This is a genomic window from Colwellia sp. 12G3, from assembly GCF_002836775.1.
In the GTDB taxonomy this organism is placed as follows: domain Bacteria; phylum Pseudomonadota; class Gammaproteobacteria; order Enterobacterales; family Alteromonadaceae; genus Colwellia.
In genome coordinates this window covers 1-23957 of record NZ_PJAQ01000065.1, presented here as the reverse complement: position 1 = coordinate 23957, position 23957 = coordinate 1, and the positions used below count along the sequence as shown (strand labels likewise).

The 23957-nt window shown below is 38.6% G+C and carries 20 protein-coding genes; 18 read left to right on the top strand and 2 right to left on the bottom strand.

Going from position 1 to position 23957, the window contains the following annotated elements:
- Positions 1-10 precede the first annotated feature (10 nt).
- On the bottom strand, positions 11-799 hold the full coding sequence (map, locus tag CXF71_RS13200) for a type I methionyl aminopeptidase (protein WP_101233421.1): 789 nt from the start codon (positions 797-799) through the stop codon (positions 11-13).
- Between the two features lie 113 nt (positions 800-912).
- Complete coding sequence (locus CXF71_RS13195; protein WP_101233420.1) at positions 913-1533, bottom strand: hypothetical protein; 621 nt, start codon at positions 1531-1533, stop codon at positions 913-915.
- 405 nt (positions 1534-1938) lie between these two features.
- Between CXF71_RS13195 and rpsB the strand changes: the two genes are divergently transcribed.
- The 18 genes from rpsB (at position 1939) to tilS (ending at position 23838) form a co-directional block, all read left to right on the top strand.
- Entirely contained in the window at positions 1939-2667 is a 729-nt protein-coding gene (rpsB, locus tag CXF71_RS13190) for a 30S ribosomal protein S2 (protein WP_101233419.1), read from the top strand.
- Positions 2668-2801: 134 nt separating this feature from the next.
- On the top strand, positions 2802-3650 hold the full coding sequence (gene tsf, locus CXF71_RS13185) for a translation elongation factor Ts (protein WP_101233418.1): 849 nt from the start codon (positions 2802-2804) through the stop codon (positions 3648-3650).
- Between the two features lie 246 nt (positions 3651-3896).
- Positions 3897-4640, top strand: a complete 744-nt coding sequence (gene pyrH, locus CXF71_RS13180) for a UMP kinase (protein ID WP_101233417.1) — start codon at positions 3897-3899, stop codon at positions 4638-4640.
- Between the two features lie 80 nt (positions 4641-4720).
- Positions 4721-5278: a ribosome recycling factor gene (gene frr / locus CXF71_RS13175; RefSeq protein ID WP_101233416.1), complete on the top strand. Its 558-nt coding sequence runs from the start codon at positions 4721-4723 to the stop codon at positions 5276-5278.
- 109 nt (positions 5279-5387) lie between these two features.
- On the top strand, positions 5388-6155 hold the full coding sequence (gene uppS / locus CXF71_RS13170; protein ID WP_101233415.1) for a polyprenyl diphosphate synthase: 768 nt from the start codon (positions 5388-5390) through the stop codon (positions 6153-6155).
- A 125-nt stretch (positions 6156-6280) separates the two neighbouring features.
- Complete coding sequence (locus tag CXF71_RS13165; protein ID WP_101233414.1) at positions 6281-7144, top strand: phosphatidate cytidylyltransferase; 864 nt, start codon at positions 6281-6283, stop codon at positions 7142-7144.
- Between the two features lie 48 nt (positions 7145-7192).
- A complete protein-coding gene (gene ispC, locus CXF71_RS13160; protein WP_101233413.1) occupies positions 7193-8428 on the top strand; it encodes a 1-deoxy-D-xylulose-5-phosphate reductoisomerase in 1236 nt (411 codons plus the stop codon).
- A 1-nt stretch (position 8429) separates the two neighbouring features.
- The gene (gene rseP / locus CXF71_RS13155) at positions 8430-9788 is read left to right on the top strand and encodes a sigma E protease regulator RseP (RefSeq protein WP_101233412.1); all 1359 of its coding nucleotides are present in this window, start codon (positions 8430-8432) and stop codon (positions 9786-9788) included.
- 383 nt (positions 9789-10171) lie between these two features.
- Positions 10172-12631 (top strand): outer membrane protein assembly factor BamA, encoded by a 2460-nt coding sequence (gene bamA, locus CXF71_RS13150; RefSeq protein ID WP_101233411.1) that lies wholly within the window; start codon positions 10172-10174, stop codon positions 12629-12631.
- Positions 12632-12739: 108 nt separating this feature from the next.
- On the top strand, positions 12740-13258 hold the full coding sequence (locus CXF71_RS13145; protein WP_101233410.1) for an OmpH family outer membrane protein: 519 nt from the start codon (positions 12740-12742) through the stop codon (positions 13256-13258).
- Positions 13259-13317: 59 nt separating this feature from the next.
- Entirely contained in the window at positions 13318-14373 is a 1056-nt protein-coding gene (gene lpxD / locus CXF71_RS13140; RefSeq protein ID WP_442871932.1) for a UDP-3-O-(3-hydroxymyristoyl)glucosamine N-acyltransferase, read from the top strand.
- A gap of 128 nt (positions 14374-14501) precedes the next feature.
- Entirely contained in the window at positions 14502-14954 is a 453-nt protein-coding gene (gene fabZ, locus CXF71_RS13135; RefSeq protein WP_101233408.1) for a 3-hydroxyacyl-ACP dehydratase FabZ, read from the top strand.
- A 62-nt stretch (positions 14955-15016) separates the two neighbouring features.
- Positions 15017-15787, top strand: coding sequence for an acyl-ACP--UDP-N-acetylglucosamine O-acyltransferase (gene lpxA / locus CXF71_RS13130; protein WP_101233407.1), 771 nt, complete (start codon positions 15017-15019; stop codon positions 15785-15787).
- Positions 15788-15875: 88 nt separating this feature from the next.
- Positions 15876-17057 (top strand): lipid-A-disaccharide synthase, encoded by a 1182-nt coding sequence (gene lpxB, locus CXF71_RS13125; protein ID WP_101233406.1) that lies wholly within the window; start codon positions 15876-15878, stop codon positions 17055-17057.
- Between the two features lie 30 nt (positions 17058-17087).
- On the top strand, positions 17088-17741 hold the full coding sequence (gene rnhB / locus CXF71_RS13120) for a ribonuclease HII (RefSeq protein WP_101233405.1): 654 nt from the start codon (positions 17088-17090) through the stop codon (positions 17739-17741).
- Positions 17742-17768: 27 nt separating this feature from the next.
- Positions 17769-21338, top strand: a complete 3570-nt coding sequence (dnaE, locus tag CXF71_RS13115) for a DNA polymerase III subunit alpha (protein ID WP_101233637.1) — start codon at positions 17769-17771, stop codon at positions 21336-21338.
- A 134-nt stretch (positions 21339-21472) separates the two neighbouring features.
- Positions 21473-22429 (top strand): acetyl-CoA carboxylase carboxyl transferase subunit alpha, encoded by a 957-nt coding sequence (accA, locus tag CXF71_RS13110; protein WP_101233404.1) that lies wholly within the window; start codon positions 21473-21475, stop codon positions 22427-22429.
- A 38-nt stretch (positions 22430-22467) separates the two neighbouring features.
- A complete protein-coding gene (gene tilS, locus CXF71_RS13105) occupies positions 22468-23838 on the top strand; it encodes a tRNA lysidine(34) synthetase TilS (protein WP_101233403.1) in 1371 nt (456 codons plus the stop codon).
- Positions 23839-23957 lie beyond the last annotated feature (119 nt).

Genomic DNA, 23957 nt, shown 5'->3' with positions numbered 1-23957 from the left:
TATTTAAGGACTAATTATGTAAAATACGCGAAATTGTTTCTTCTTCACGTAAAGTCAAAATTTCACAACCCGTTTTAGTAACAACAATAGTGTGTTCCCACTGTGCTGATCTTTTACCATCAGCAGTATAAACAGTCCAATTGTCGGTCTTATCCAAAATAGTACCCGAGCGGCCTAAGTTAACCATAGGTTCGATGGTGAAACACATGCCTACTTCCATTTTCGTTTTGTCATTGTTTTTATAGTGCATTATTTGTGGTTCTTCATGGAATTCTTGACCTATACCATGACCACAATAATCTTTAACAATAGAGTAACGACCTGATTTTTTAACGAACTTTTGAATCGTTGCGCCAATTTCACCAAAAGTGGCACCAGGCTTAACTTTTTTAAGGGCTAAATAGAGTGACTCTTGAGTAATACGACATAGGCGATTATCTTCAGTAGAGACTTCGCCAATAAGAAACATTTTACTGGTGTCACCGTGATAACCGTCTTTTATCACGGTGATATCAAGATTAATAATATCACCGTCGGCTAACACTGTGTCATCAGGGATACCGTGACAAACAACGTGATTGACAGAAGTACAAATAGATTTAGGGAAGTGGTGGTAATTAAGTGGCGCTGATATAGCATTTTGAACTTTATCTGTATATTCAGCACATAAAGTATTAAGAGCATCAGTAGTTATGCCTGCTTTTACATGAGGAGCTATCATTTCTAATACCTCCGCGGCTAACTTGCCGGCAATACGCATTTTTTCTATTTCTTCTTGGCTTTTTATAGTGATGGCCATCTTTCTTTATCTCTTTAAGTTTGCGCTAGTGCCATTATTGAATGCCACTATGCTATTGAGTATTTGTAAGGTCATAATTATGGAATAATTAACTTGCCAATTAAGATAGCAAGTTAAGCGTAATTATTTAACTCTAATTTTATCGCATCAATGATGGCATTAGGTTCTTGTAAGTATAAATTGTGATTAAGCAGTATTAGTTCATCATTTATTGCCAATAATAACGCAGGTATAGCTTGAGTTCCTATAATTTCTTGTAGCGCATAAATCTCATGCACTTGCGCACTTGCATCACTAGTTAACTTGGTTTTATTAAAAAGTTTGGCCGGTACAGATAGTTTGAATTCATCAACGATATGATTCAAATCAGCTTGTTCACTTAGATCATTTCCTTTTGAAAAATGCTCAGTTTGCAAAGCATTTAATAATGCCAATGCTTGTAGTGGCGATTTTTCTGCAGCCCAAGTCATTAGGTTGGCACATAAGGTAGAGTCTTTTCCATGTGATAATTTACTCATGTATTCAGGTGAAAAACTGACCATGGATAGATCTTTGACTTGAGCAATTTGTTGCTTAGTGATTATATTATTATCATCAGCATCTGAAAAATAGGCACAATGCCATAAATTAATGACTACTTCTGGTAACGATTGGTTTACCGCATTCACTAAAGGAGTTGTTGCATAACTCCAAGGACAGTGACTGTCATAAATAAAAAATAATTCTGCTGCCATTACTTATCCTAAAAAAGTGGTGATTTCGATTGAAATATATAAATATCAGCTGATTTTAACTCGCCTTGCTTTATTATCCCACCATAAATCGTCTTTTGGTGGGAAATCATTTATGTCTCGCTAAAATCTCTTAGTTATGGTATAAATTGCGGCGCTAAATTTTTAGTTAATCATTTTTGTCTTTCTATTAAGTAATTCAAAGTGAATTGGCTTGGTTTAGTGACCATTTAAATCGACTATTTGTACAAAGAGCTATATTTGGTTTTTTGACTTATAAGTCATATTATAAACTCACATACATCTACTAAAGGTATACCGGGGTGCTCAGCTTTTGACTATGAAGTCAAAACAAAAGAGTCGTGTATATTGGGTGTATGAACGCTTAACCCCTATAAAGGAAAGAAAATGTCAAACGTTTCAATGCGCGATATGCTTAAAGCCGGTGTTCATTTCGGTCACAAAACACGTTACTGGAATCCTAAAATGAAGCAATTCATTTTTGGTGCTCGCGATAAAGTTCATATCATTAACCTTGAACAAACAGTTCCTATGTTCAATGAAGCACTTGCTTTCGTAAACAATGTTTCATCGAAAAAAGGTAAAGTGTTATTTGTTGGTACTAAACGTGCTGCAAGTGATGCAATCAGAGATGCAGCTATCAAATCTGACCAATTCTACGTTAACCACCGCTGGTTAGGTGGCATGTTGACTAACTGGAAAACAGTTCGTCAATCAATCAAACGTCTAAAAGATTTAGAAGCTCAAAGCAGTGACGGTACTTTCGAAGCGTTAACTAAGAAAGAAGCGTTAATGCGTACTCGTGAAATGGAAAAACTTGATAAAAGCTTAGGCGGTATCAAAAACATGGGTGGTTTACCTGATGTTTTATTTATCGTTGATGCTGATCACGAGCACATTGCTATTAAAGAAGCAAACAACCTTGGTATCCCAGTAATTTCTGTTGTTGATACTAACTCAAACCCTGATGGTGTTGATTACATCATTCCAGGTAACGATGATGCAATTCGTGCTGTCACTTTATACTGTGATGCTGTTGCTAACTCTGTGCTTAGTGGCCGTGAGCAAAACATCGTAGTACAAGCTGAAAAAGACGGTTTTGTTGAAGCTGAGTAATCTCGGTTAGCAATACGTTTATTTTCTATTGCCACAAAAGTACGCTTTTGTGGCAACTTATTTAATACTTATGCCCAAAATTGATTTAGTGATAATTCAAATCTGGGGATAACAGAAAACTGAGGAATTAACTCATGGCAATTACTGCTGCAATGGTTAAAGAACTTCGTGAACGCACAGCTGCGGGCATGATGGATTGTAAAAATGCTTTAGTAGAAGCTGAAGGCGACATGGAACTTGCGATTGAAAATATGCGTAAGAACGGTCAAGCTAAAGCGGCTAAAAAAGCCGGTAACATAGCTGCTGAAGGTGCAATTTTAATTAAAACTACTGATGGTCTTGCCGCTTTAGTTGAAGTTAACTGTCAAACTGATTTCGTAGCAAAAGATGATAACTTCTTAGGTTTTGCTAACGAAGTTGCTGATGCAGCCCTTGCTTCTAAAGTAACAATCGCAGAGCTTCAAGCACAATTCGAAGAAAAGCGTATTACACTTGTGACTAAAATTGGTGAAAACATCAATATTCGTCGCGTAGAATACGTTGAAGGTGCTAATTTAGCATCATATAGCCATGGCGGTACTATTGGTGTTGTTGTTGCTGGTGAAGGTGATGCAGAATCACTTAAGCACATTGCTATGCACGTTGCTGCAAGCAAGCCTGAGTTTTTAACTCCTGATGACGTTCCAGCTGATGTTGTTGCCAATGAAAAACGCATTCAAATCGAAATGGCGATGAACGAAGGCAAGCCTCAAGAAATCGCTGAGAAGATGGTTACAGGCCGCATGAAGAAGTTTACAGGTGAAGTTTCTTTAACTGGTCAAGCTTTCATTATGGAACCTAAGAAAACTGTTGGTGTTGTTCTTGTTGAGAAAGGTATCACTGTTACTAGCTTTATACGTTTAGAAGTTGGTGAAGGTATCGAGAAGAAAGAAGAAGATTTCGCAGCTGAAGTAGAAGCACAAATTGCTGCTGCTAAAGCTTAATTCATTTTATTTGATGACTTAGTTTTATTACTAACATAATCAGATAGCTTGAATTACTAAAAAACGTCTACCTAGGTAGACGTTTTTTTATACCAAATTTTTACTCTTTACGTAATAAAAAGTGAGTTTTTTCAGTTTAGACTATCGTGTGTGGGCTAAACGTATTAAAATAGCCGCGGTCTTTTGACCTCGGCTATTTTTTTTGCTTAAATTTTATTACTTTAACCGCGACAGGAACTTTTCCCTATGACAACCAATCCTAAACCTGCTTATCGACGAATTCTATTAAAACTCAGTGGTGAAGCGCTAATGGGTGACGAGGGTTTTGGAATTGATCCTAAAGTACTTGATCGCATGGCTCAAGAAATCAAAGAGCTAGTAGAAATGGGTATCCAAGTGGGTCTAGTTATCGGCGGTGGTAATTTATTTCGTGGTGCTGGTTTAGCTGAAGCGGGTATGAACCGTGTTGTTGGCGATCAAATGGGCATGTTAGCTACGGTAATGAATGGCTTAGCAATGCGTGACGCGCTACATAGAGCCTTTGTAAATACACGTTTGATGTCTGCTATCGATTTAGCGGGTGTCTGTGAGCGCTATAACTGGGCAAATGCCATCAGTTTATTAAAATCTGGCCGAGTTGTTATTTTTTCAGCAGGTACAGGTAATCCATTTTTCACTACCGATTCAGCAGCATGCTTACGTGGTATAGAAATTGAAGCGGATGCTGTATTTAAAGCGACTAAAGTTGATGGGATATATTCTGAAGATCCAGTCAAAAATCCAGAAGCAGAGCTTTATAGTGAATTAAGTTATGATGAAGTACTGGACAAAGAATTAAAAGTGATGGACTTAGCGGCCTTTACTTTAGCACGTGATCATAATATGCCAATTCGCGTGTTCAATATGAATAAAGCTGGTGCATTAAAGTCTGTCATCATGGGCGGTAATGAAGGCACAGTGATTTCGCACAAAAAACGTATTGAGACTTAAGTCAAAACTAAGAATGAGTAAGCCAAGAGGAATATAAAACCCAGGCTTAAATTAACTTATTAATAATTAGGGAAATTATCGTGATAGATGAAATAATTGAAGATGCTCAAGACCGTATGGGCAAGAGTATCGATGCTTTAAAAACTAGTTTAACTAAAATAAGAACTGGCCGTGCACATGCCTCATTATTAGATAATATTGTTGTTGAATATTACGGCATGGATACCCCATTAAACCAAGTAGGTAATGTTTCAGTGCCTGATGCACGTAATCTTTCTATTACGGTTTTTGATAAAGGAATGATTTCTGCTGTTGAAAAAGCAATTATGAAATCTGATTTAGGCTTAAACCCTCAATCGAATGGCACGCTAATACGTATTCCATTACCACCACTTACGGAAGAGCGACGTAAAGATTTGGTTAAAGTAGTTCGTGGTGAAGCAGAAGGCGGAAAAGTTGCTATCCGTAATATTCGTCGCGATGCAAACTCTGACTTTAAAAGCCTGTTAAAAGAAAAGGAAATCAGCGAAGATGATCATCGTCAAGCTGAAGATTCAATTCAAAAAATCACCGATCTTTTTGTAAAACAAGTGGATGAAGTGCTTGTGAAAAAAGAAGCGGAACTAATGGAAATATAAATAAGATTATTGAAATAACGCCAGATTGCAGCTTTATAGCCGACTGGCGTTTTTTATTAATAGTCAATTATAAGTAAAACAACTTAAATAATTAATGGAAAATTGTTAAGTGAATAATAGTGAAGTCATAGCTGAGCAGGCTGATAATAAAAATATTCCTCAACATATTGCTATCATCATGGATGGTAATGGTCGTTGGGCACAGTTACAAGGCAAGGGCCGTGTTGCTGGGCACAAGGCTGGTGTTGAATCAGTAAGAGCTGTTGTTACTAGTGCACGTAAGTCCGAGGTTAAAGCACTGACACTATTTGCTTTCAGTAGTGAAAACTGGCAACGTCCGGCAAAAGAAGTTGGTGTGCTAATGGATTTGTTTATGTATGTTTTAACTAAAGAAGTTAAGCGTTTACATAAGCATAATATTCGCTTTCAAGTGGTAGGTGATTTAAGCCGTTTTTCTGATAAGTTACAGAAAAATATCGCTAAATCAGAGCAACTCACGGCAGAAAATACCGGTTTAGTTTTATCAATTGCAGCGAACTACGGTGGTCGCTGGGATATCGCTCAAGCCGCTAAAAAACTAGCGAATGATGTCAATCAAGGTATTATATCTATTGATGATATTAATGAAGAAACACTCAATGAACATACCTGTTTAGCAAACCTCCCTACCTTAGATCTACTTATCCGTACTGGTGGTGATTGTCGGATTAGTAATTTCCTTTTATGGCAAGCGGCTTATGCTGAGCTATATTTCACTGATACACTATGGCCAGATTTTGATGAAATAAAACTTCAAGAAGCGATAAACTGCTTTGATCAAAGAGAACGTCGTTTTGGCAAAACGGGTGAACAAGCAAGAAACGAACAAACATCGTAAGACGATAGAAAAATAGCGTTAACAAAAAATATAATTAAGAACAGCAAGCCGAGTCAATTACTCAGAGCTTGCCTGACTAACCATTAGTCCATTACAACTATCTACTAAAAATAAAAGGGTAGCCCTTGTTAAAACAACGAATTATAACGGCTTTAATATTAGCACCAGCAGCAGTCTCAGCAATTTTCTATTTACCCATTAACTACTTTGCTGGGCTTTTAATGGCAATTATCGCCATAGGTGCATGGGAGTGGGCCCGCTTTATGGGCTTGGTCAATACCATTCAACGTTTAAGTTATGCTGCAGTTACTACTGCATTAATAGGGGGGCTATGGTTTTTATTACCCGTCGATGAGACATGGCTGGTGGTAAGCGGTGTACAACATGAAATAACCTCCCTACTATGGTTGAGTGTTCTTTGGTGGATATTCGCTGCTTTATTAATGTTTTTTTACCCAAAATCTAATGCTTTTTGGGCGAGTAATAAATTTATTATTGCCATCTTTGGCTGGTTAACCTTAGTACCTACTTGGCTTGCGTTTATGGTATTGCGTACGAATAATTACATGATAGATGAGTTCCAAGGTGCGCAGTTATTGATGTATTTGTTTATGCTGGTGTGGAGTGCTGATGTAGGCGCTTACTTTGTTGGCAAAACAATAGGAAAGCATAAGTTGATGCCTAATGTAAGCCCAGGTAAAACACTGGAAGGGTTTTTCGGTGGTGTGCTTTTTGCCGCTATATTAACTGTGGTAGTGGGTTTGTCATTAGAATGGTCTAACAATGATTTTATAACGGCATTGTTAGTTACCTTATTGATAACTTCTATTTCTGTTTTAGGCGATTTAACTGAGAGTATGTTTAAACGTCAGGCGGGTGTCAAAGACAGTGGTACGATATTGCCAGGTCATGGTGGTATTTTAGATAGAATAGATAGTCTAACGGCAACAGCACCTGTTTTTGCTCTTTGTTACATATTACTTGCTTGAACAGATTATTAATTTCTAGCATTTTGATAAATTAATTGGGGTAGATGCGTGTCTAAACGTCAACTTTGTATTTTAGGTTCAACGGGATCTATTGGTTGTAGTACCCTTGATGTGGTACGACTTCACCCTGATAAATTTCAGGTGATCAGTTTGGCTGCTAATGCTAGCGTTGAGGTAATGTTTGAGCAATGTCTTGAATTCAAACCTCGACAAGTCGTGTTAGTTTCTAGCGAACACGCAACTTTGCTCTCTCAAAAACTTAATGACGCTAATATGAGTAATATTTCGGTGTTATCAGGTAAGCAAGCGTTAATTGATATTGCGCAATGTCAGACCACTGATACTGTGATGGCTTCTATTGTTGGTGCTTCTGGTTTATTGCCTACACTTGCAGCGGTGAATGCAGGTAAACGTGTGCTGCTTGCCAATAAAGAAGCCTTGGTAACATCCGGCGCCATTTTTATGGCTGCTGTCAAAGCTTCAGGGGCAAAACTGCTACCAATCGACAGTGAGCACAATGCAATTTTTCAATGTTTACCCTCTCATCAACAAGATGAAATTGGTGAATGCCAACTTATTGCTAACGGTATCAATAAAATATTGTTAACTGGCTCTGGTGGCCCTTTTAGAACTAGGGCTATAGAAACCCTTGAATCGGTAACTCCTACAGAGGCATGTGCTCACCCTAACTGGGATATGGGCCGAAAAATATCAGTCGACTCGGCAACAATGATGAACAAAGGCCTTGAGTTTATTGAAACTAAGTGGCTGTTCAACGTGGATGCTGAAGATATTCAAGTGGTATTACATCCCCAAAGTACCATACATTCAATGGTACAATATAAGGATGGCTCTGTTATTGCTCAAATGGGTAATCCAGATATGCGTACACCTATTGCTCATGCTTTGAGCTTTCCAAACCGTATTGAATCAGGGGTTCCTCCTTTAGATTTTTTTAATACTCCATCTTTTGAATTCCAAGAAGTTGATTTTGTAAGGTATCCTAATCTGAAGCTGGCTATTGATGCTTGTAAACAAGGTCAAGCTGCTTGTACTGCGCTCAATGCGGCTAACGAGGTCGCAGTAGCTGCATTTTTAGACGAAAAGATTAAATTTACCGATATATTTAAAATAAATGAAACTTCTGTGAAAAAATTTGTCTCACAACAGGTAGATAATATTAATGAGGTGATTGCCCTCGATACGCAAGCACGTTTATTTGCAAAGACATTACTGGTTGATTTTTTTCCAATACCACCTTTGATGCAAGAGGGTAACAAGTAACATGATGGATTTTTTGTGGAACCTAGCCTCCTTTGTTGTTGCTTTAGGTATCCTAGTAACCGTACATGAATATGGCCATTTCTGGGTAGCTAGAAAAAATGGCGTAAAGGTTGAACGTTTTTCTGTTGGTTTTGGCCGGGCAATCTGGCGGAAAACAGGCAAGGATGGCACTGAATATGTATTAGCAATGATACCTTTAGGTGGCTATGTCAAAATGCTAGATGAACGAATTGATAATGTTCAACCAGAAGATAAAGATAAAGCTTTTAATGCTAAAACAGTATATCAGCGTATAGCCATTGTGGCAGCTGGGCCTTTGGCTAACTTTATTTTTGCTTTATTTGCTTTGTATGTAATGTTTTTAATTGGTGTTCCTAGTGTAAAACCACTGATAGGTAATGTTGTGCCTAGCTCGATTGCTGCTCAAGCGAAGCTAATAAAAGGTTCTGAAATTGTCAGTGTTGCAGGTAATGTTACTAGAGATTGGCAAGAAGTTAACCTTGCGCTAATTGGACAAATTGGTAATGACTCAATAGAAATTAAAACTAAAGAAGGTGATGGCCAATATATTTCAACCTTTAATTTAGACACCACAAAATGGCAGTTTTCACCCGATAAAACGTCGGCTTTAACAAGTTTAGGCATCACGCCTTATCGACCTAAAGTCCATAATGAGTTAGCCGCTGTAGCCGAGGAAAGCCCAGCAGCATTATCAGGGCTTTTAGTGGGTGATAAGCTTCTCTTCGTGGGTGATGTGAAAACAGATGACTGGTTGGCTTTTGCTAAAGAAATAAAGCACTTTCCAGGGCAAGAAGTGTTAATTACCATCAGTCGTAATAGTGAAGTAATTACTTTGCCAGTGACACCTGATAGTGTCGAGCGTTCTGGAAGTGTTATTGGTTATATTGGTGTTGCGCCTAAAGCTGATGCTTGGCCACAAGAATTTTTGATTGAGTTAAGTTATGGTCCTATCGATGCAATAAAAGAAAGTGCTCAGCGGACATGGAATTTGACTCATTTAACCTTCAGTATGATAGGGAAACTGATCACCGGCGATGTATCCGTAAAGAATTTGAGTGGTCCTATAGGTATTGCTCAAGGCGCAGGTAATAGTGCAGGTCATGGATTTGTTTACTTTTTAGGCTTTTTAGCGTTAATTAGTATTAATTTAGGAATAATTAACCTTTTACCGCTTCCAGTACTTGATGGCGGGCACTTACTCTATTATCTTATAGAGCTTTTCACAGGTAAAGAAGTACCAGAGAAAGTTCAAGCAGCGGGTTTTAAGTTTGGTGCTTTAGCTCTATTAATGTTGATGGCTATTGGATTATTTAACGATTTTAGTCGGGTTTTAGGCTGAAGCCATTAATGAATTGATGTTAGCTTTGCGATGAGTAGATCTATTAGCGTAAGAGTTACTAGATCATTTGAATACAAATAGTTTAAGTTTGTCTCGTAGCTTAATTAATGTAGGTAACAGCACGTTTGTTAATAGCTATTAGTCGGTGCTAGGTTAAAGAATTTGATGGAAGTACATCCTCTTTAGTGCGATGACACTTTATGAGAGTTCAAAGGAAGGAAAACGGAAAGTCGAAGAGACCAGTTTTTAGATTAAGGTCTTAACGCTTTAATATTATTGGCTTTGAATTATTGAATAAATTCAGTCGAGTGTTAGAGTCACTGCAACATGTTAATTGTGTAGCTAACAGTTTTTATAAAAAGAAATAACGAAGTTTATAATATATGATCATGAAAAGAATTGCCTTCGCCCTCCTATTAGGAACGCTAGGAACATCAGTACCTATTGCTCAAGCGGCATCAAGTTTTCAAGTTGAAGACATCGAAATTAAAGGTCTACAACGTGTTGCTTTAGGGGCAGCATTAACACATCTTTCTTTCAATGTCGGTGATAACCTCAATGACTTTAGAATTTCACAATCGATAAAGGCTTTGTATCAATCAGGGCACTTTAATGATATTCGAGTTTACCGTGACGGCAATCGTTTAGTTTATCGTGTAAGAGAACGCGAAACGATTAGCGAAATAATCTTTGATGGTAATAGCGATCTTAAAGATGAGCAGTTAACAGAAAGCCTTGATGGCAGCAATATACGTGTTGGTGAGACCCTGGACCGTACTGTTATCTCTGGTATAGAAATGGGGCTAGAAAATTTTTATCACAGTGTTGGTAAATACAATGCAAAAGTTACCGCTAAAATCACTCATTTACCAAGAAATAGAGTGAATTTAGAATTCACTTTTGTAGAAGGTGACTCCGCTTCTATTAAACAGATAAACATCGTTGGTAACGAAGTTTTTTCTGATGCTGAAATCATGGATAAAATCGAACTGACTTATGATTCGCCATGGTGGAATTTTATGGCACAAGATCGATACCAGAAACAAACATTACAAGGTGATATGGAAACGATTAATAGCTATTACCTTAATCGTGGCTATTTGCGTTTCAAAGTAGACTCCACTCAAGTATCCATGACGCCGAATAAAGAAGCAGTATATATTGCGCTTAACGTCACTGAGGGTGAGACCTACAGGGTAAGTGAGGTAGACTTTGTTGGCGATATGGCGGGTTTTGAAAATACTATCCGTGCTATTAACCCATTACAAGCAGATGAACTCTATAACGGTGCTGAAGTAACTTATACCGAAGAGGTTATTAGTAAGTTTTTAGGTCGTTATGGTTATGCTTACCCTAAAGTGACAACCATTCCAGAGGTTGATGATGAAAATCATACGGTGAAATTGTCTATATCGATTGACCCAGGAAAACGCGTTTATGTAAACCGTATAAACTTTACCGGTAATCATGTCACGGCCGATAATGTATTACGCCGTGAAATGCGACAAATGGAAGGCGCTTGGTTATCCAACGGTGTAGTAGAGTCATCAAAGTCTTGGTTAATGCGACTACCTTATATGGAAACTGTTGAGTTTGAAACTAAGCAGATAGAGGGTGAAGATGATTTAGTCGATATCGATTTTACGGTAAAAGAACAACCATCAGGTTCATTTAATGCCGGTATTGGCTATGGCTCAGAAACAAAATTGAGCATTAACGCCGGTGTCCAGCAAAACAACTTTTTAGGTACAGGTAATCAGTTAGGTTTTAATGTAGCGAAGAATTATTATCAAAAAAATGCCACTATTTCTTATACAGATCCATATTTCACCGTCGATGCGGTTTCACTCGGTGGGCAAGTTTACTATAGCGAGTATGATGCTGGTAATGCCAATATGGTTGAATATAATAATAAAACCTTTGGCTTAGGTCTTAACTGGGGTTTCCCAGTAAATGAATATCTACGTTTGAATTTTGGGGTAGGTTGGAAGTACAACCAAATATCACAATTACAAGCATACGATCAGATCCAAAACTTTTATGACATCTATGCCGATCCAAACGATCCTGATGGCCAGTTAGCGTTTAGAACACTTGATTTGAATGCGGGTTTATCGCGTAGTACTTTGAACCGAGGAACTTTTCCTACAGCAGGCTCTCAACAACGATTAAATGCTAAGATGACGTCACCGAAATCTGATTTACAGTATTTTAAGCTTAATTATGATGCTAAATTTTATTTCCCATTAACACGTAGCCAAAAATGGTCTGTATTAACGCGTGTACAGTTAGGATACGCCAATGGCTATGGCACAATTGAAGGCAATGACCAGTTACTACCTTTCTGGGAGAACTTTAGTGCAGGTGGTGCTGATACCTTACGTGGTTTTGAAAATAATACCGTCGGTCCTCATGCTATTTATCGTAGTCCCCAAAAACTCCCAGGTGGAAGTTGTTGTTTAGGACCCGATTATGATTCTATCGGTGTTAGCCAAAGCTCTGTCGGTGGTAATGCCATGGCACTTGCGGGTATTGAGTTAATAGTACCCACACCGTTTTTAGATGAGAGTTATGCTAATAGTGTCCGAACCAGTATTTTTTGGGATGCGGGCAGTGTTTGGGATACAGAGTTTAACTTAGAGAGTTACGAAAATTTAGATCCTTTTGAATATGAAAAAATTGATGACTTCTCTGATCCAGGTCGCTTTCGTAGTTCAGCTGGTATTTCAATTCAATGGCTCTCGCCAATGGGGCCAATGATTTTTAGTTTTGCTAAATCAGTGAGAGAAGAAGAAGGGGATGATACTTCATTCTTTAGCTTTAACATTGGTAAAACATTTTAAAAAAGCAGATTTTAGCTGCGTTTAATTAATTAACCTTGCTATATTGATCGGCAGATATATTGTCGGTGAAAATTGCAAGAATCAAATAATAAATAAAGGGGAACAACATTGAATAAAGTTATTAAAACTATGGTTATGGGCGTTGCTGCATCGGGTATGTTATTAGCAAGTTCAGTTATGGCAGCTGACCAAAAAATTGCAGTAGTAAACTTTCAAGAAATTATGAGTAAAATTCCGCAAACAGCAGCGCTAATGCAAAGCTTAGAAGCCGAATTTAAAGATGAAAAAACTATCATTACTCAACTTGAAAAAGACATTAAATATTACCAAGAAAAAATAAAGCGTGACGGTGCGTTAATGAGCGCGAAAGAGAAAGAAGAACTAGACGTTAAAGTTAAATCTTTGTTTCAAGAGTACCAAGTAAAAGGTAAAGCTTTACAAGAAAAAGCTACGCAACGCCAAAATCAAGAAACAAATAAAATTATTGCTTTAGTTCGTCAAGCGGTAGATAACATTGCTGTTAAACAAGACTATGACCTAGTGCTATCTCAACAAGCAGTAGTTTATTCAAAACCTGGTGCTAGCATCACAGATATTGTGGTAGAGCATGTAAGTAAGCTTAAGTAAGCTTATTCTCATCATAATCATTATTAAAGATCAATGTATCATTCATGGCGCTAAGAGGCATTAATATGGCTTATACATTAGCTGAAATAGCTATCAAGTTAGAGGCTAAATTGGTCGTGCCAAAAGAGCTGGATGAGTCAGCGGAAGCACAGGCTACAATCAGTGGTTTAGCAACGTTAGCCAATGCTGCTAAAGGTCAGATAGCCTTTCTCACTAATAGTAAATATCAGCAGCAACTTGCCTCAACCAAGGCAAGTGCTGTTATAGTGTCTCAAGACTCTTTAGAAGCTTGCCCGGTGAGTGCACTTGTTATGGATAACCCTTATATGGGTTATGCCATATTGGCTAATTTATTAGATAGCACGCCAAAGGTTGCCTGTGGGATTCATCAAAGTGCTGTGATAGCCGATGATGTTATTCTAGGCAAAAATGTCAGTGTTGGCGCTAATGCTGTTATTGAGTCAGGTGTGCAATTAGCTGATAACGTCAGTATTGGTGCCGGCTGTTTTATTGGCCATGGCGTTAAAATTGGTGAGGCAACCACACTTTGGGCAAATATAACTATTTATCACCAAGTGGAAATTGGTCATCATTGCTTAATTCAAGCGAATACTGTTATCGGCTCAGATGGCTTTGGTTATGCGCCAGTTAAAGGGCCTTATAAGTGGCATAAAATCCCACAACTAGGTAGTGTGATTATTGGTAACCATGTTGAGATTGGTGCTAGCACTACAATTGACAGAGGGGCACTTGATAATACTGAGATCAGAGATGGCGTAATATTAGATAACCAGATTCAAATTGCTCATAATGTTATTGTCGGTGAAAATACCGCCATGGCGGCCTGCAGTGTTATCGCAGGTAGTACAGTCATGGGTAAAAACTGCACGATTGCTGGCTTGGTTGGTGTTAATGGCCATATCAATATTGCCGATAACTGCATTTTTACCGGTATGGCTATGGTAACCAAAGATATTACCGAAGCGGGTGTTTATTCTTCTGGTATGCCAGTTGCTCCAAATAAAGAATGGAATAAAACTAATGCGAGAGTTAGACGACTGGATAGTCTTACTAAGCGAGTGAAAGAGTTAGAAAAATTACTCCCTAATAGCTAGCTATTAACCCCACCAATGAGTAAAATACTGCAAAGTCTTTTCTGTCACTCAAGACGACGCAGACGTAAATATAGTAAGCGGTTAGTTAATTTATTAGCTAACCGTGCTAGCTAACAAGGAATTCTCATTTGGAAACTGTAAAAAAACCTATTGATCTTAACGAAATTAAAACGTTAATACCTCACAGATACCCGATGTTATTAGTAGATAAAGTTGTTGATCACGAACCAGGTAAAACATTACATGCGATTAAAAATGTAACCATAAATGAACCTGTTTTTACTGGTCATTTCCCTGAGTTAGCTATTTTTCCTGGTGTATTGATATTAGAAGCGTTAGCACAAGCGACCGGCATTCTTGGTTTCAAAAGTACAGAAGGGCGAGGCGATAATGAAATGTATTTATTTGCTTCAATAGATAAAGCCAAATTTAAAAAACCAGTGTTACCTGGTGATACCATGCATTTACACGTTGAATTTATTAAAGAACGTCGTGGTATGTGGAAATTTTATGGTGAAGCCAGAGTTGATGGCAAGGTTGTTTGTAGTGCTGACTTGATGTGTGCTCGTCGCGCTTTATAGTCTCCTTTATATTAGATGTCCTTTAGAACAAAGGCTTACTTACTCATTAGAGGATCTACCCTATGATTCATCCCCAAGCTATTATTGAACCAGGTGCCATCATTGGCAAAAATGTTTCCATAGGTCCTTGGACTTATATTGCCAGTAACGTTGTTATTGGTGATAACTGTGAAATTAAATCCCATGTTGTTATTAATGGCCCAACCCGTATTGGTAAAGCGAATCGAATCTTTCAGTTTGCCAGTATAGGTGAAGACTGTCAGGATCTTAAATATGCAGGTGAACCAACCGAATTAATTATTGGTGACAATAATACTTTTCGTGAGTCTTGTACTATTCATCGTGGCACGATTCAAGATAATAGTCTTACCCAAATAGGTAGCAATAATTTATTTATGGCTTATACCCATGTTGCCCACGACTGTGTTGTTGGTAGCAATTGTATATTTGCAAACAATGCTTCTATTGCGGGTCATGTTCATGTAGGTGATCATGCCATTATTGGTGGTATGGTTGGTGTTCATCAGTTCTGTCATATTGGTGCACATAGTTTTATTGCTGGAAATGCCTTAATACTTAAAGATGTCCCCGCTTATGTTATGGCTTCTGGCCAACCAGCTAAACCCTTTGGCTTAAACAGTGAAGGCTTAAAGCGACGTGGTTTTGATAAAGAAACTATTTTGACTATCAAACGTGCCTATAAAGCAGTATATCGTCAGGGGCTTTCCGTTGATGAAGCATTAATGGCTATCAATGAAATGCCAGCACAATCTTCAGAACTACAAGTATTTTGTAATTCAATCAAAGAATCTAATCGTGGCATCATTCGTTAAACCGAATAAGTTAAACATGCGCCATTAGTACCTACATTAAAGCATCATCTTAATGTAGGTATCGTTAACATTAAGTACCTTAACGCCTATGACTGCTCAGAACACGCACCCTCAGCTACAAACTGTATTTGCCATTGTTGTTGGTGAACATTCCGGTGATACACTAGGCGCAGGCCTGATAACTTCATTACGTATAACAAACCCCGATGCAAAATTTGTTGGCATCGGTGGTCCCAAAATGCAAGCGTTAGGTTTCCAAAGTCTATTTGCTATGGATGAGTTATCTGTCATGGGCTTGGTTGAGGTACTTGGCCGTATCAGACGTTTATTACATGTACGTAAAACCTTAACCGAATACTTTACTACCAATAAACCCGACGTGTTTATTGGTATAGATGCGCCTGATTTTAATATCGGTCTTGAATTAAAACTTAAAGGGCAAGGTATTAAAACTGTGCATTATGTTAGCCCATCAGTTTGGGCTTGGCGTGAAAAGCGTATTTTTAAAATAGCTAAGGCAACTGATATGGTCTTAGCCTTATTACCCTTTGAGAAAGCTTTTTATGATAAGCACAATGTCCCTTGTACCTTTGTTGGCCATCCCCTTGCTGATGATATTCCTATGCAAAGTGACAAATCTCTAGCAAGAAGCCAACTTGGTTTACCTCAAAATAAAAAAATATTGGCATTGATGCCAGGTAGTCGTGGTAGTGAGTTATCACGTTTACTTGAAGATTTTTTCGAAAGTGCTAAACAATTGCAAGCTCAAGATAGTGAATTACTCTTTGTTGCTCCTATGATAAGTGAGCAGCGGGTCGAGCAGTTTAATGCTCTTAAAGCTGAGTTTGCTCCTAATTTAGCTGTAGAGGTTATTCTTAATCAAACGCAAGAGGTAATGGCAGCAAGTGATTGCCTACTAACAGCTTCAGGCACCGTAACATTAGAAGCCGCATTAATCAAAAGACCGATGGTTATCTGCTATAAATTTAGTCCACTAACTTTTATCTTAGGTCGCTGGCTTGTTAAGTTGAAATGGTTCTCTCTTCCTAATTTATTAGCCAATAAATCCTTAGTACCAGAATTATTGCAAAAAGAAGTTTGCCCTGACAATATTGTGCCTTTAATTAAAGAACGACTTTATCAAGATCAAAGCCAACTGAATGCCAGTTATAATGAAATCCATCAACAGCTCAAATGTGATGCGAGTAAACAAGCAGCCAAAGCAGTACTTGATGTGTTATCGAGCAAACCTTTAGACAATAACAAATAAGATAAGAATACCTTATCTTGAGTAAATAATATGGCGATCAAGCAAACTTTCCCTGATTTTGAGTACCCTATAGCATATTGCATTGCAGGTGTTGATGAAGTCGGACGTGGACCTCTAGTTGGCGATGTTGTGACCGCGGCCGTTATTTTGGATCCCGATAACCCTATCGAGGGATTGATGGATTCGAAAAAATTATCAGAAAAGAAGCGTAACTTGCTATCTATTGAAATAAAGGAAAAGGCAATATCTTGGTCGTTAGGGCGTGCTACCCCTCAAGAAATAGATACATTAAATATATTGCACGCAACTATGCTGGCAATGCAGCGCGCTGTTTCCGGTTTAGATGTAACCCCTGACTTTGTCCTTGTTGATGGTAATCGTTGTCCTACTTTTTTAAGTAATATCACTGATACGGAGCAACTAAATAATAAGATTGCTAGCCAAGCAGTGGTTAAAGGTGATGCGCGAGTCGCAGAAATAAGTGCCGCTTCCATTATCGCTAAAGTTGCTCGTGATAATGAAATGATTGCTTTAGATAAACTTCATCCTGAGTATGGTTTTGCCAAACACAAAGGTTATCCAACCAAACTTCATTTAGAAAAAATCATCGAGCATGGCGTACTTGATTGCTATCGACAAAGTTTTAAACCAGTAGCGAGAGTATTAGGTACCTACCATGATTAAAAGCATGACAGAAATATGACTAATAGCATGACTGAAATACTTACCGACGAAACACTTATTGAAGAAGATTTAAGCATTTTTGTAGCGCCTAAATTTATCCATTTACGGGTACACAGTGATTATTCAATGTGTGATGGCTTAAAAAAAGTTAAGCCGATAATCGCTAAAGCGTTATCGCTTAATATGCCAGCAATTGCTCTGACAGACCAAACCAATTTGTGTGGTCTTGTTAAGTATTATCATGCTGCCCATGGTGCGGGTATCAAACCCATTATCGGCTGTGATCTTTGGGTGAAAAGTGATGAGTTAGAAGATGAACTGTCACGAATAGTCGTGCTAACCACAAACAACGTTGGTTATAAAAATATAACCGAACTAATTTCCAAAGCTTATACGCGCGGTCATGTCCAAAATAAAGCTGTTATCGATAAATCCTGGTTGGTTGAGTTTAAAGAAGGATTAATTTTACTTTCAGGTGGTCGAGAAGGAGATATAGGTAAAGCTTTATTAAAAGGTAATGTTGAACTTGTTGCAGAAATGGTTAGCTTTTATCGAGAACACTTTGACGATCGTTATTATCTTGAGTTAGTTAGAACGGGTCGTAATGATGAAGAAAACTATATCCATCTTGCTGTTGAGCTAGCAGCACAAGAAAATCTGCCTGTGGTTGCCACTAATGAAGTCATGTTTCTCTCCCCTGATGACTTCGATGCGCATGAAATCCGTGTTGCTATTCATGATGGCTTTACCTTAGATGATAAACGTCGTCCTAAGCGCTATAGCCCTGAGCAATACTTACGCAGCGAAGCGGAGATGTGCGAGCTTTTTAGTGATATCCCTGAAGCCTTAGCCAATACTGTCGAAATTGCTAAACGCTGTAATGTTACAGTCACTTTAGGTGAATACGTCTTACCCGATTTCCCCACGGAAGGTTTGGAGATAAATGACTTTTTTATCAAGGTCTCAGAAAAAGGCTTAGAGAAGCGTCTTGACCAATTGTTTGACCGTCAAGCGGAGGACTTTGCCCAGATAAGAAAACCTTATGATGAACGTTTAGCAATTGAGCTCGAAGTGGTTAATAACATGGGCTTCCCTGGTTATTTCTTGATTGTTATGGAGTTTATCCAATGGAGTAAGGATAACAATATTCCAGTGGGACCTGGTCGAGGGTCTGGTGCTGGCTCCCTTGTTGCTTATGCGCTTGATATTACAGATCTTGATCCACTTGAATATGATTTGCTTTTCGAACGCTTTTTGAATCCTGAACGTGTTTCTATGCCTGATTTCGATATTGATTTCTGTATGGATAGACGTGATGAAGTAATCGACCATGTGGCTGAGCTTTATGGCCGAGATGCGGTTTCGCAAATCATTACTTTTGGTACTATGGCGGCAAAAGCGGTTATCCGTGATGTTGGCCGAGTACTTGGTCACCCTTATGGTTTTGTGGATAGAATTTCAAAGCTGATCCCACCAACACCCGGTATGACCTTAGCGAAAGCGTTTGAAGAAGAACCAAAATTACCGGAAATATACGCACAAGATAGTGAAGTCAAAGATCTGATTGATATGTGTCGTATTCTTGAAGGTACAACGCGTAATGCGGGTAAACATGCTGGTGGTGTTGTTATTTCACCCACCACTATTACCGACTTCGCACCACTTTATTGTGATGATGAAGGTAAGAATCCGGTTACCCAGTTTGATAAAAATGATGTTGAAGATGCGGGTTTAGTTAAGTTCGATTTCCTCGGGCTAAGAACATTAACTATTTTACAATGGGCTATAGAAATGGCCGATGTAAAATTGCTTAAAGCCGGCAAAGAGCCAATTGATATCACCAAAATTGACCTTGAAGATAAAGCAAGTTTTAAGCTGTTATTGCAATCTAAGACCACGGCAGTGTTTCAGCTTGAATCTAGTGGCATGAAATCTTTAATTGATAAATTAAAACCCGATTGCTTTGAAGATATTATCGCACTGGTGGCTTTATTTAGACCAGGGCCATTGCAATCAGGCATGGTTGATAACTTCATTGAACGTAAACATGGCCGTGAAGAAGTCAGTTATCCTGATGCCACATGGCAACATGAAGATTTACAGCCTGTTCTTGAACCAACTTACGGCATTATCTTGTATCAAGAGCAAGTAATGCAAATTGCGCAGGTACTGGCAGGTTATTCACTCGGTGGTGCAGATATGCTTCGCCGTGCTATGGGTAAGAAAAAACCCGAAGAAATGGCTAAACAGCGAGCTGGTTTTGAACAAGGCGCGAAAGATCGAGGTGTTGATGGCGAACTAGCCATGAAGATATTCGATTTGGTTGAAAAATTCGCGGGCTATGGTTTCAACAAATCGCATTCTGCGGCGTACGCATTAGTCTCTTATCAAACGTTATGGATGAAGACACATTTTCCTGCGCCGTTTATGGCGGCGGTAATGTCTGCTGATATGGACAACACTGAAAAAATTGTCACCTTAGTTGATGAATGTGGCAATATGGACATAGATTTATTACCACCCGATGTTAATGCTGGGCAATATAAATTTACCGTCAATGATGATAACCAAATTGTTTATGGTATTGGTGCCGTTAAAGGGGTGGGTGAAGGTCCTATTGAAGCAATAATTAGTGCCCGACAAACTGACGGGCCTTTTACTGATTTATTTGATTTTTGTGCGCGTCTTGATCTTAAAAAAACCAATAAACGTGTTTTAGAAAAATTGATCAAATCAGGTGCTATGGATAGCCTAGGCCCTAAGTACGTCCAGGGGAAAGCCAAAGAGCAGGGCGCTAATCGTGCTGCACTCTTTGCAACGTTACCTGAAGCAATTAAAGCAGCTGAGCAACATGCAAAAGCTGAATCTTTGGGGCAAAATGATTTATTTGGTTTAATCAATGATGAGCAAACCGATTCCAGACAAACGTTTAAAGAAGTAAGAGCTTGGCCGGAAGAAAAGTGGTTAGATGGCGAAAAAGAAACCTTAGGGCTTTATTTAACCGGACATCCTATTAATCGTTACCTGAGTGAAATAAAAAAATATTCTTCTAGTCGGTTAGTTGTCATGCAACCAACGGGTAGAGATAGGCAAGCAGTTGCCGTTGGTTTAGTGATAGGCGTACGCGTCTTAGTCAATAAACGCGGGCGTCGCTGGGCATTAGTGACGTTAGATGATAAGAGTGCACGAATGGATATTCGCCTCTTTCCTGATGACTACGATCGCTTCGCTGAGTTACTGGTAAATGATGCTATTTTGGTTTGTAGTGGACAGGTCAGCTTTGATGATTATTCTGGTGGTAATACAATGACCGCTCGGGATATAATGACAATCACTGATGCGCGAGAAAATTATCTTAGCTCTATCGATATTCAAGTCGATAACAGTTTGATAGCGGATGATTTTATCGAACAGTTCTCTCAGGTATTAACACCTTTTAAAGAGGGGACCTGTCCAGTGAGAGTTTTTTATCAGCGCGAAGAAGCTCAAGCTATGCTGGAGTTAGGCGTGCAATGGCGAGTAACGCCAACCGATATGCTACTGTACGAATTAAAAACATTGCTTGGTGAAGAACGTGTCGCCATGGAATTTAAATAACAACTACTTAGCTTAAGATATTGAGCAAAAATACTTTACGTAAATATTACTTAAGGTATTTAACTCAAGGTATTTTGGTTAAGTAGTGAAAACGATTTTAAAAAATTAACTAGATTTATTAGGTATAAATAAACATGTCATTAAACTTTTTAGATTTCGAGCAGCCTATAGCTGAACTTGATGCAAAAATAGAAGAACTACAGTTAGTAAATAACGGCCAAGAGCTTGATCTTGATATCGAAGATCAAATTTCTCAGTTACGCGAAAAAAATAAAGAGCAAACCAAGAAAATTTTTGCCAATTTAGACCCATGGCAAACTGCGCGCGTGGCCCGTCATCCTCAACGCCCATATACGCTAGATTATATACCACGGATCTTTACCGAATTCGATGAGTTAGCCGGTGATCGTGCTTATGCTAATGACAGTGCTATTGTGGGTGGAACCGCTCGTTTAGACGGTAAACCTGTAATGATTATTGGTCATCAAAAAGGTCGTTCAACCGCTGAAAAAGTTAAACGTAACTTTGGTATGCCGCGTCCTGAAGGTTACCGTAAAGCGTTACGTCTTATGGAAATGGCAGAGCGTTTTAATATGCCAATCATCACTTTCATCGATACTCCTGGTGCTTATCCTGGTGTTGGCGCTGAAGAGCGTGGCCAAAGTGAAGCCATTGCTCGTAACTTAAAAGTGATGGCACGTTTAACGGTTCCTATTGTTTGTACTGTTATTGGTGAAGGCGGCTCGGGTGGCGCGTTAGCTATCGGTGTTGGTGATAGAGTAAATATGCTGCAATATGCAACCTACTCAGTGATTTCACCTGAAGGTTGTGCTTCTATTTTATGGAAAACAGCTGAAAAAGCGCCTACAGCAGCTGCTGCAATGGGCATTACAGCAGAGCGTATCAAAGAGCTAGATTTAATTAATAGCATCGTTGAAGAGCCATTAGGCGGAGCACATCGTGATATGGATATTATGGCTGCACATCTTAAACAAGCAATCAAAAAAGATTTAACGGACCTAGAAGGCTTAAGTAAAGATGAGCTTATCGAGCAGCGTTATGATCGATTAATGTCATTTGGTTACTGCTAAATAGCATAGCCGGCAGTATCTATCTGTCGGCCTTTTTTATGAATAAACTCACTTTAACTCTCCATAACACCCTCAAACCTTTTTTCGCATTACACGGAAATTTAGAGTTAATTATCGCCTACAGCGGTGGTATCGACTCACAGGTGCTTTTGCATGCGTTAACTCAATTAAAGCAGCACCAACTTATAAGCAATGATATTACCGTCTGTCATGTTAACCATGGCTTGAGTGATAATGCTACAAGCTGGCAAGAATTTGCTAAAACAGAATGCGCAAAGCATTCAGTTGATCTTGTTATTAAGTGCGTTAATGTACAGACAAAAGCACAGCAATCATTAGAGGAATTGGCACGCGACGCTCGATATTATGCCTTGAAAACATTAAGAGACAACAAGTCTATAGTGTTAACTGGCCATCATAGTGATGATCAAAGTGAGACCTTTTTATTAGCACTTAAACGTGGTGCCGGTTTAAAAGGTCTGTCAGCAATGTCGGTACAAACTCAGCTTGGTCAACATTTATTAGTTCGCCCTTTGTTGAGTGTTTCTCGTCAAGAAATAGAAACGTATGCTAAAACTCATCAGCTTAGTTGGGTAGAAGATGAGTCAAACCTTGATACTTGTTATGATCGTAACTTCATCAGACAGCAAATAATGCCACTTTTACGTGAGCGTTGGCCAAGTATTAATAACACCATCAATCGCAGCGCTAGCCACTGCTTAGCAGGGCAAGAGTTGTTGGATGAGCTTGCCGAGCAAGATTTAGTCATCTGTAAAGCGAGTAGCACTAGTTTATATACACAAGCTTTAAAGGTACTTTCTCCAGCTCGATTTAATAATGTAATTCGATTCTTTTTGGCGCATCAAGATTACCTAATGCCCAGTACAGAGCAACTCAAGCAAGTAAGGCAGCAGTTGCAGGCCAGTGAAGATAAAACACCCCAAATTAAAGTAGGGCAGTGCGTTCTTCGCCGTTTTAAAGAGCAGTTATTCATAACGCCTAATTATATAGATATTAGTGACTGGCGCAGGGAGATCGACTTATCCAAAGGTTCTATTGTAATTGAGTTACCTGATAACTTAGGTAAGTTAAGCGTTAATATTGAACTAACTCAAGGTAATGCTCAACCACTCGTCTGTCTGCCAGCACAAGGGCAACAAGTGAGTGTGAGTTTTAGTCATAACAATCCAAAGTGCTTGCCTGATTTTAGAATGCACTCGCGTAGTTTGAAGAAGGTTTTACAAGAGCTTAATGTTGAGCCATGGCAACGTAAACGTACTGCCTTTTTGTATTATGATGACCAACTAGTTGCCGCAATAGGACATTTTATTTGTAAACCTTTTATGGTAAATGATGCTGAGCTAGGCTTGCATATAAGCCAAAGTCATTTAATCAGTGATATTAATTAGAAGTACTGGTTGATTGAGTTGTTTTAGGTAACCTGAGGTTTGGATAAGAGTTTTGTAACTTATTGAAGTTAGGTGAACAAATTAACTTAAAGTTCCAGTGACGAAATTTAAGTGTCTAT